This window comes from Cupriavidus sp. 8B, assembly GCF_054589115.1.
This window is the reverse complement of record NZ_BAAILO010000066.1, coordinates 1-9,252: the sequence shown is the minus strand read 5'-3', so window position 1 is coordinate 9,252 and position 9,252 is coordinate 1. Positions and strand designations below refer to the sequence as shown.

Below are 9,252 nucleotides of genomic sequence, written 5' to 3'. Positions count from 1 at the left end.
TTGATGCAACATGTCGCAAGCTCTATCAGTATCTGAATCGAGTGTCACTTGGCTAGCCGCGCACACTAATTCACCCACAGATTCCGCCGACGATCCAGAATCTATTTGGTCACCGCAAGGTTCGCTACAAAGGCCTGTTGAAGAACACAGCGCAGTTGTTCAGCTTGTTTGGTCTGGCGAATCTGGTGCTGGCAAAAAAGCCGTTGTTGGCGTTGCAGGGGAGCAGTCCGTCCTGAGTGCGCAAAGCGCGCCGGGAAAGGCGCGAAATGAGAGAAAAACCGGCTTGAATCGATCTATTTCTCCAGCATTGCGAAAACCGAAGTCACTGGCTTGTGCAACATCAAGCGCAACCCTCATTGATCAGCACTTCCCTAGTTCCATTGCGAAGACCCTTACTTTCCCGTGAGGCATCCTCTATGGCCCACGGTGAGACCCGAATTACTGCTTCTTAGCCTTATCGACGTTGGCACCCGCAGCAGCCTTGTCCGCCTCGGATTGTGCTTCCACCTTAGTCTTGTTCGCCGTGGCCTGCGCCTTAGCAGCTTCGTTCGTGGCCTCTACCTTCTTTTTGTTAGCCTTAGCCTGCGCGACTTGCTTGTGCTTGTTGGCTTGGACTTGCGCCTTGGTCGACTTATCGTTGGTGCCATTTGTAGACATCGCCTTCGCTTTGTCTACCTGAGCGTCAGCGGCAGCCTTGCTGGCGTCACCCTGTGCCTCTACCTTTTCCTTGTTGGCGCTCGCTTGAGCCTTGGCCACATGCTGCGCTTCGGTCCTTTTCTTGTCGGCTTTCGCCTGTGCAACGCTCTTATCCTTGTTGGCCTTCGCCTGGTTCTTCATGGCTTCGGTTTGCGGATTCGTCGCAGAGGCCGGCGAGGCAGTTTGCGCAAAAGTGGTAGTCATGAATGCAGCAGAGGCGAGTGCAACAAATAACCCTTTTCATGGCGATAACTCTTGGAGAGAACAATCACTGCTGCACGGTTCACCGTGACGCGCATATTCCTAGAGCGGCATAGGCGGCCGCGCAGTTGACCTCAATTCGTCACAAACAGTAACTGTTCCAACCAGCGGGGCCGTGCCGCAGCCCTTCCGGTCAGCCACTCTGATTCCAGCTTTTGCGCGCCCGGAACGAGCGAGCAAGTAGCGTCATCTAATGACACAAACGGAAAGCAACGGAGGCGCGTCCTCGATGGCCCAGTTTCGCACCAGCAAAGACACCAGTTACGCTCAATCAGATGATTCGCCTGGTGGCCTCTCTGGGCGGATTCCTTGGGCGCAAGAGTGATGGCGAATCCGGCGCCAAAACGATCTGGATCGGCATGCAGCGAACAATGGATCAGAAGCCAGCAGATTCGCTGGTAGCGCGAGTGCTAGCCCAACCCGGATGCAGTCTGCAGGAATAAATTCAGCGCGCGAAGCTCGGCTTGCCCTCCGAGCCTGGCGCCGTCTCTGACGGCTGGTGCGGTAATGCAGTGCTTGAATCTGACACGCCATCCTTTCCCACCTCGAAGGCTTCCCACCCGCCGCCGAACGACGTGAACACCGCCACCAGCGCCAGCGCCGTGTCCTGCTGCGTCTGCGCCAGCTGGTCCTGCGCGGTCAGCAGGGACCGCTCGGAATCCAGCACGTCCAGGAAGCTGGCCGCGCCGTCCCGATAGCGCTGGCGCGCCAGCACCGCGGCGCGATCCGCCGCCTGCGCGTTGGATTCCAGCGAGCGCCGCCGCGCCAGTTGCCTGCCGTAGCCGTATAGCGAATTCTCGGCATCTTCGAGCGCGCCGAGCACGATTCGCTCGAAGCTCGCCAGGGCGCCCCGCTGCCGGGCGTCCGACGCCTGGATGCGTGCGCGCACGGTATGCAGGTCGAACAAGGCCCAGCGAATACCCGGCACGATCGTGAAGGTGTCATAGCGCGACTGCCCGATGCCCGAGAAAACCGGAGATACATAGCCCGCCAGCGCCGACACCGATATCTGCGGATAGAGATCGGCGGTTGCCACGCCGATATCGGCGGTAAATGCCGCCAGCGTCCGTTCCGCGACACGTACGTCGGGACGGCGCCGCAGCAGATCCCGGGGTGGCGGGATATTCAATGTGGGCGGCGTCTCGGGGATCGGCGCCGTTGCCAGCAGCGTCTCGTCGCGCTCCTCGGGAAAGCGGTCGGTCAGCACGGCCAGGCGGTTGCGGGACTGCTCGATTAGAATCTCAAGCAGCGGCACCGAAGCCATGGTGAAGTCGAACTGGGACTGCGCGCGCGCCACGTCCAGCGCATTCCCGCGCCCGGCCTCCAGGCGGTTCTGGGTGAGCTGCAGCGTCTCCCTCTGGGTCTGCGCGTTCTGCACCGCTAGCAGGAAGCGCCGCTGCGAGCCGCGCAGCGTCACGTAGCTCCTAGCTACCTCCGCGATGAGGGAAACCTGGACATCGTGCAGGCTGGCCTCGCTCGCTTGCACGCGCGCCGCTGCCCCTTCCACCGAGCGGCGGGTACGTCCGACCACGTCGATTTCCCAGTTGGCGGTGGCGGCAACCGAATAGAAATTGCCGATCCGCGGCTGCCCCGGCGACAGCGTGGCCGTCGACTGCTCCTGTCGTTCGAACGAAGCCTCCACCTGGCCATGCGGGAAATAATCGTAGAAGAAGATCCGGTAGTTGGCCCGTGCCTCGTCGATACGCGCTTGCGCAATCCTGATCGAAGGGCTCCTGCGCACGGCTTGCTCGATCAGGCGGGTCAGCGTGGGGTCGCCGAGGCTATCCCACCAGCGGACCTCGGGCTGTCCGGCCACCGATGCATCTGGCGCGCTGATCAACAGCTCGGGCAATGGCGTGTCCGGCTGCTTGTAATCCGGGCCGACGGCGCAGCCGGGCAGGGCCGACACCAGCGCGCTGGCCAGCGCCAATGCGCAACCCGTGCGTCGCGCGCTAGCCATGACCACCCTCCTCCGCTGGCGCAGCAGGAACGGTTGGCGCCGAAGGCTTGCTGCGGCGAGCCGATAGCCGTCGTATCGCCACATACACCACCGGTGTCAGCACCAGGCTGAATATGGTCACCCCGATCATCCCCCCGAACACCCCGATGCCGAGCGCCTTGCGCATCTCTGCTCCGGCGCCTTTGGACGTTACCAGTGGCAGCACGCCAAAGATAAACGCAAAGGAAGTCATCAGGATCGGCCTTAGCCGCAGCTTGGCCGCCTCCACGGCAGCCTCGAACGTGGCCGTGCCGTCCTCCTCGAGCTGGCGGGCGAATTCCACGATGAGGATTGCATTCTTGGCGCCCAGCGCGAGCAGCACCAGGAAACCGATCTGCGTGAAGATATTGTTGTCTCCGCCCGCAAGCCACACCGCGCCGATCGACGCCAGCAGCGACAGCGGCGCGACCAGCACGATGGCAACCGGAATCGCCCAGCTTTCATACAAGGCCGCGAGCGCAAGGTAGACGATCAGCACGCTTAGCGGAAAGATGAACAGCGCGCTGTTGCCGGCCAGTTTTTCCTGCAGGGCCAGCTCGGTCCATTCGATGGAAAACCCGGCGGGCAGGTTTTCCTTGGCCAGCCGCTCGATCGCGGCAATGCCCTGGCCGCTGGAGGTCGTCGGCAGCGTCACCGCGTTGATATCGGCAGAGGTGTACATGTTGTAGTGGTTCACCACCTCGGGTCCGCTGTCCACGCGCGCCGTCACCAGCGTGCTCAGCGGTAGCATGTCGCCGCGCATATTGCGGGTACGGAGCTGGCCCACCTGCTCGGGCTCCATGCGGTATTCGGCGTCGGCCTGGAGGTAGACCCGGTAGTTGCGGCCGAACCGCGTGAAATCATTGACGTAAAGCGAGCCCAGGTAGGCCTGCAGCGAGTCGAAGACATTGGCGAGCGGCACGTCCTGGGACTTTGCCTTCGTGCGGTCCACGTCCAGGCGAATGGTGGGCACGCTGTTGCGGAAGGTGGTGAAGGCCCCCGCGAACCCCGGCTCGGTGGCGACCTTGCCGATCAGCCCGTCGGTGGCCTTCTGCAGCGCCTGCAGGCCCTCCGCGCCGCGGTCTTGCACCTGCAGCTTGAGGCCGCCGACATTGCCGATGCCGCTCACCGGCGGCGGCGGGAAGGCCGCGATAAAGGCGCCGGTAATTGTGGACAGCGTGCGCATTGCGTCGGCGCGGATGGCATCGGCGGACTGGGCCTTGCCCGCGCGGTTCTCGAACTCGCCCAGGATCGGGAACAGCACCCCGGCGCTGCTCGAATCGCTGAACCCGTTGAAGATGTCCACGCCGGCAAACATGGGCACCTTGATCACGCCCGGAATCTTCAGCAGCGCGTCGGATGCCTGGCGCATCAGTACCGATGTACGGTCCAGCGACGCGCCGTCCGGCAGCTTGACCGCGACGACGAAGTAGCCCTTATCCTGCGTCGGCACGAAGCCGTTGGGCACGGATTTAAAGCCAAGCGCGGTCAGCGCCACCAGCCCCAGATACAACACGGCGATCAACAGCGGCATGCGGATCAGCTTGCCGGAAAGGCTGCCGTAACCGTTGCCCGCCTTGTCAAAGACTTTGTTGAAGCGGGTGAAGAACCAGCCGAACGCGCCGTCGATGCCGCGCTGGACGAAGTCTTTCTTGGCGCCGTGCGGGCGCAGCAGCATGGCTCCCAGGGCCGGTGCCAGGGTCAGCGAATTAAAGGCGGAAATCAGCTCGGCGACCGCCAGCGTGATGGCGAACTGCCGGTAGAACTCGCCGCTGATGCCGGTGATGAAAGCCGACGGCACGAACACGGCGGTGAGCACCACGGCAATGCCGATGACCGCCACGCCGACTTCGTCAACCGTCCGGTAAGCGGCTTGCTTGGCATCCATGCCCTCCGCCAGGTGCCGCTCCATGTTCTCCACCACCACGATGGAATCGTCCACCACGATGCCGATCGCCAGCACCAGGCCGAACAGCGTGAGGCTGTTAAGACCGAAGCCGAACGCGGCCATCGCGGCGAACGTGCCGACCAACGATACCGGCACGGCCAGCAGCGGGATCAGAGAGGCCCGCCAGGTTTGCAGGAACACCACCACCACTAGGACCACCAGCACGATGGCTTCCAGCAGGGTGTGGATCACGGCCTCGATGGATTGCTCGATAAAAGGAATCGTATCGTAGACGTCGTAGGCAATATCGTTTGGGAAGGCGGCCTTGAGCGATTCCATCTTGGCGATCATCGCCTTGTGCGTCTCGAGCGCATTGGCGCCCGGGGTGAAGTAGGTTGGAATGGCGATGGCGTTCTTGCCGGAGAACAGCGAGAACCGGCCGTAGTCCCTGGCCCCCAGCTCCACGCGCGCGACATCGCGCAGCCGCACCACCTGCCCGTCGGCGCCGGTCTTGAGCACGATGTCGGCGAACTCCGTGGCATCGGTGAGGCGGCCCTCCACCGTCAGCACCAGCTCGAAGCTGTTGTCGGCCCTGGCCTTCGGCGCCTGGCCGAGCCGGCCCGCCGCTACCTGCACGTTTTGCTCGCGGATGGCGGTGGCCACGTCGGAGGGCGTCAGGTCCCGCGCGGAGACCTTGGCCGGATCGAGCCACACGCGGATGGAGTACTCCCGCGCGCCAAACAACTGCACATCGCCCACGCCCCGTATCCGCGCCAGTTCGTCGCGGATCTGCAGCAGCGCATAGTTGCTGAGGTAGGCAACGTCGTACGTACCCTTCGGCGAATAGAGGAAGAACACGGTGGCAAGGTCCGGCGAGCGCTTGCGCACGTCGATGCCCTGGCGCACCACTTCCGGCGGCAGCCGCGGCTGCGCCAGCGCGACGCGGTTCTGCACCAGCACCTGCGCACGGTCCACGTCGGTACCGGAGCGGAAAGTCACCGTGATGGTCAGGCCGCCGCTGTTGGTGGCCGTCGAGGACATGTACAGCATGTCTTCCACGCCGTTGACCTGCTCCTCGATCGGCTGCGCCACGGTCTCCGCGACAACCGAGGCATTGGCACCGGGATAGGACGTGGTAATGCTGACCGTCGGCGGCGCAATGTCGGGATACTGCGTGATTGGCAGGCGCAGCATCGCCACGATCCCGACCACCACCGTCATGATCGCGATGACCCAGGCAAACACGGGCCGATCGATGAAGAAATGGCCGAAGCGCATGGCCTCCCCTATTTGGCCTGGTCACCGGGGCCCGGCTGGGCAACGACCAGCTTGAGCGGTTGCATGGCGCCCTTGGTCGGGGTCACCTTGACGCCTGGCCTGGCACGCTGCAGGCCATCCACGATGACCAGGTCGTCCTTGCCCAGGCCCGAGCGGACAATGCGCAGGCCCTGGTTCATCGGCCCGATCTCTACCGGTTTCACCACCACGGTATTGCTGGCATCGACTGTGAAGACGATACGGCGCCCCAGGTCGGTCATCACCGCGCGGTCCTCGATCAGCAGCGCGGCGTACTCGCCGCTGCCCGGCAGCCTGATGCGGGCGAACATGCCCGGCGTGAGAATGCGGCCCGCCTTGTTCTCGAATACGCCGCGCGCCTTGATGGTGCCCGTGCCCGGGTCGATACGGTTATCGACAAAATCCATGACGCCTTCACGCGTGAACTCAGTCTCGTCGCCGAGCGCAAGCAGCACCTTCTTCTTGTCCTCCCGACCGCTCGTACGCGTGCCTGCCACCGCGAGCTTTTCATAGCGCAGGAAGGCGTTCTCGTCGGCATCGAATAGAACGTAGATGGGGTCCTGGCTGACGATCGTGGTCAGCAGGGTGCCATTGGCTAGGCCGCCGGTGATCAGGTTGCCCTGCGTGACCAGCGCCCGGCCCACGCGGCCCGTGATTGGCGCGCGCACCTGGGTGTACTCGTAGTTGAGCTGGGCCGAGCGCAGGCTCGCCCGGGCGGCGGCGAGGTTGGCCTCGCTCTGGTCCCTTTGCTTGCTGATGGTGTCGAATTCTTCCTGCGAGATGGCGTTGGTGGCCACGAGCCGCTCGCCGCGCTCCTGGTTGTTGCGCGCCAGCGCAAGGGCCGAAGTCGCGCGGCGTACTTCCGCGGCCAGGCGTTCCATCTCCACGCCGAACGGCTCGCGATCCAGCGTGACCAGCACATCGCCCTGCTTGACGATCTCGCCTTCGTGGAAATTGACTTTCTGCAGGTAGCCGGACACGCGGGCCCGTAGCTGGACCGTTTCTACCGCGTCCACACGGCCGTTGAACTCATCGAAGTCAACCACCGTCCGCCCGATCGGCTGCGCGACAGAGACCTTGGGTGCAGGCGGCGCCGGAGGTGGACCCGCTTGCCGGGAGCACGAGGAAAGCGCACATCCCAACAGAAGCAGCGGGATCCACGTACACACTACCGGCCGGCATCGCATGTCACACTCCCGCAGCACAAAGGACAAGTCCTTCCCATTTGGCCGAAACGCCTTCCGGGATATCGTGATCCCCAAAGCGAGGGGAGAAACTATCTCTTCCTAAAACGATTGATCAGGGAGAGCCAAGGAGTGAGTAATCGGCCACGCGCCGTGCCGAAAGCGTTTCGACCCGTTCAAAACGGGATGTCTGTACCAACAATAGATTCTTCCCAACACTTCGTCAATACCAGCAGAAGTGGCGCTGTCCAAGCTTTTTCCAAGAAGCCGCTTCCTTAAGAGCCTTGTTTGAAGACTCAAGGATTCGCCGGCATCGCCTTGTCAGGGACTACAAGCTGCGTCCTGATGAGTCCGAGGCCATGGTCTATATCGCAATGGGAGGACTGCTGCTACGCAGAGTCGCCCATCCTCGTCGAGTACGCACCGATGCCGCGCAAGCCTGGGAGCGACATCAAGAGGTGCTCAAATCGCATGCCCAGTTGCATAGGCATGCGCCTGGGTATGAGGCGTCTCGGGTCGAATTGGCTTGGATGCGACGACTGGAATCCATCGCGTCCCGTCGAGCTGACGCGGCGCCTTGATGTAGGCCGCATCGATCTGCAGCGCAGCCAGTGGACCGCTCAGACGCGGTCGCCAAGAAGGCGCGGTACCCACTGCAGCCACCATCGCCGCGCACTGCGCTTCCTGCTCCAGGCGTTGCCCCACGCTCCTCACATTCTCTTTGACGCTCGAACTCGGAAGTTGCCGCCCGCGCGGAAACGCATCGCGCAGAAAGATCTGCGCCAAGCGATATGACATGACGCTGGCGTTCCGACACTGGAGCCAGCTCCACTGGGGATGTACGCGTTGCTGCAACGCCTGCGCCAGCGGCGAAAGCGTGCCCTTGTCGCTCGAGCAGAAACCGCATGCGCTGCAGTATGAGTAAAACCGCGGACTTCGCAGCCTGGCCTTGCCGAAAGCCGTACAGCTGCGTTCCCTCCCCTTCAATGCATGCCTGGATCGAGATGCGCATGAAGGTTCTCCGATGGTGTCAAGAGCCAATACTCTCTCTTCCTGACAGATTTGCCCCCCCCGCTTTTGGCCACTCCCCACTCATGTCTCGTTGTCCTGTGCCAGTGCTCGGCTGGGAAGTCGTAGAACGCCAGCAGACTATCTCGATCCTTGCTGAGCACGCCCACAGCCTTTGCGTGCTTTCCGCGCTGATCTTTCTAATCGGTGCGATCGCCATCTTCCGGTTTCTTGTGTCGGAATATCCAGAGGTGATGCCGCCGGCGGTGGTTGTCAAGGCGCTGTTCCCAGGGGCCAATCCGAAGGTCATCGCCGAGACGGTGGCGACGCCGCTGGAAGAGCAGATCAACGGTGTCGAGGACATGCTCTACATGTCCTCGCAGTCGAATAGCGACGGCCAATTGACATTGACCGTCACATTCAAACTGGGCAAGGACCCAGACAAAGCACAAGAGCTTGTCCAGAATCGAGTAGCACAGGCCGAGCCACGCCTGCCCGAAGATGTCCGCCGACTCGGTGTTACGACCGTCAAGAGCGCCTCGGACCTGACTGTGGTCATCCATCTGGTGTCGCCAAACAACCGATACGACACGACATATCTACGCAATTACGCGCCAATCAATGTCAAGGACAGGCTTGCACGGATACCCGGCGTTGGCCAAGTGCTGCTGCTGGGCTCAGGCGACTATTCCATGCGCGTCTGGCTCGATCCGGCCAAGACCGCTGAGCGGGGACTCACGGCAAGCGACGTCGTCAAGGCCATTCGAGAACAGAACGTACAGGTAGCCGCCGGCGTGATCGGCGCATCGCCATCGACCGCTGGCAACGATCTCCAGCTGTCTGTAAACGTTCGGGTTGATGCATCTGTTCGGCTTCTCGATTAACGCGCTTTCCTTATTCGGTCTCGTGCTCGCGATCGGTATCGTGGTGGACGATGCAAT

The 9,252-nt window shown here is 62.6% G+C and carries 6 protein-coding genes and 4 pseudogenes; 5 read left to right on the top strand and 5 right to left on the bottom strand.

What is annotated here, in order from left to right:
* Positions 1-92: 92 nt before the first annotated feature.
* Positions 93-236: pseudogene (locus ACYP5B_RS06500) on the top strand (IS5/IS1182 family transposase); the annotation flags it as partial.
* Between the two features lie 202 nt (positions 237-438).
* Here the strand turns inward: ACYP5B_RS06500 and ACYP5B_RS06495 are convergent.
* Positions 439-900: a hypothetical protein gene (locus ACYP5B_RS06495; RefSeq protein ID WP_459569006.1), complete on the bottom strand. Its 462-nt coding sequence runs from the start codon at positions 898-900 to the stop codon at positions 439-441.
* Positions 901-1,214: 314 nt separating this feature from the next.
* Here ACYP5B_RS06495 and ACYP5B_RS06490 point away from each other — a divergent pair.
* Positions 1,215-1,400: pseudogene (locus ACYP5B_RS06490) on the top strand (IS4 family transposase); the annotation flags it as partial.
* A 2-nt stretch (positions 1,401-1,402) separates the two neighbouring features.
* On the opposite strand, the gene ACYP5B_RS06485 reads toward ACYP5B_RS06490, so the two are convergent.
* Genes ACYP5B_RS06485 through ACYP5B_RS06475 form a run of 3 tightly spaced genes read right to left on the bottom strand, consistent with a single transcriptional unit; the run spans position 1,403 to position 7,306 of the window.
* Complete coding sequence (locus ACYP5B_RS06485) at positions 1,403-2,917, bottom strand: efflux transporter outer membrane subunit (RefSeq protein ID WP_459569005.1); 1,515 nt, start codon at positions 2,915-2,917, stop codon at positions 1,403-1,405.
* A complete protein-coding gene (locus ACYP5B_RS06480) occupies positions 2,910-6,101 on the bottom strand; it encodes an efflux RND transporter permease subunit (RefSeq protein ID WP_459569004.1) in 3,192 nt (1,063 codons plus the stop codon). The genes ACYP5B_RS06485 and ACYP5B_RS06480 overlap by 8 nt, the downstream gene beginning before the upstream one ends.
* An 8-nt stretch (positions 6,102-6,109) precedes the next feature.
* Complete coding sequence (locus tag ACYP5B_RS06475) at positions 6,110-7,306, bottom strand: efflux RND transporter periplasmic adaptor subunit (protein ID WP_459569003.1); 1,197 nt, start codon at positions 7,304-7,306, stop codon at positions 6,110-6,112.
* Between the two features lie 299 nt (positions 7,307-7,605).
* Here ACYP5B_RS06475 and ACYP5B_RS06470 point away from each other — a divergent pair.
* A pseudogene (locus ACYP5B_RS06470) lies at positions 7,606-7,713 on the top strand (IS5/IS1182 family transposase); the annotation flags it as partial.
* A gap of 52 nt (positions 7,714-7,765) precedes the next feature.
* Here ACYP5B_RS06470 and ACYP5B_RS06465 read toward each other — a convergent pair.
* Positions 7,766-8,101: a hypothetical protein gene (locus ACYP5B_RS06465; RefSeq protein WP_459569008.1), complete on the bottom strand. Its 336-nt coding sequence runs from the start codon at positions 8,099-8,101 to the stop codon at positions 7,766-7,768.
* A gap of 353 nt (positions 8,102-8,454) precedes the next feature.
* Here ACYP5B_RS06465 and ACYP5B_RS06460 point away from each other — a divergent pair.
* Both ACYP5B_RS06460 and ACYP5B_RS06455 read left to right on the top strand, forming a co-directional pair.
* Positions 8,455-9,165: pseudogene (locus ACYP5B_RS06460) on the top strand (efflux RND transporter permease subunit); the annotation flags it as partial.
* 4 nt (positions 9,166-9,169) lie between these two features.
* Positions 9,170-9,252: efflux RND transporter permease subunit (locus ACYP5B_RS06455; protein WP_459569007.1), on the top strand; the 83-nt coding region annotated here is incomplete at its 3' end.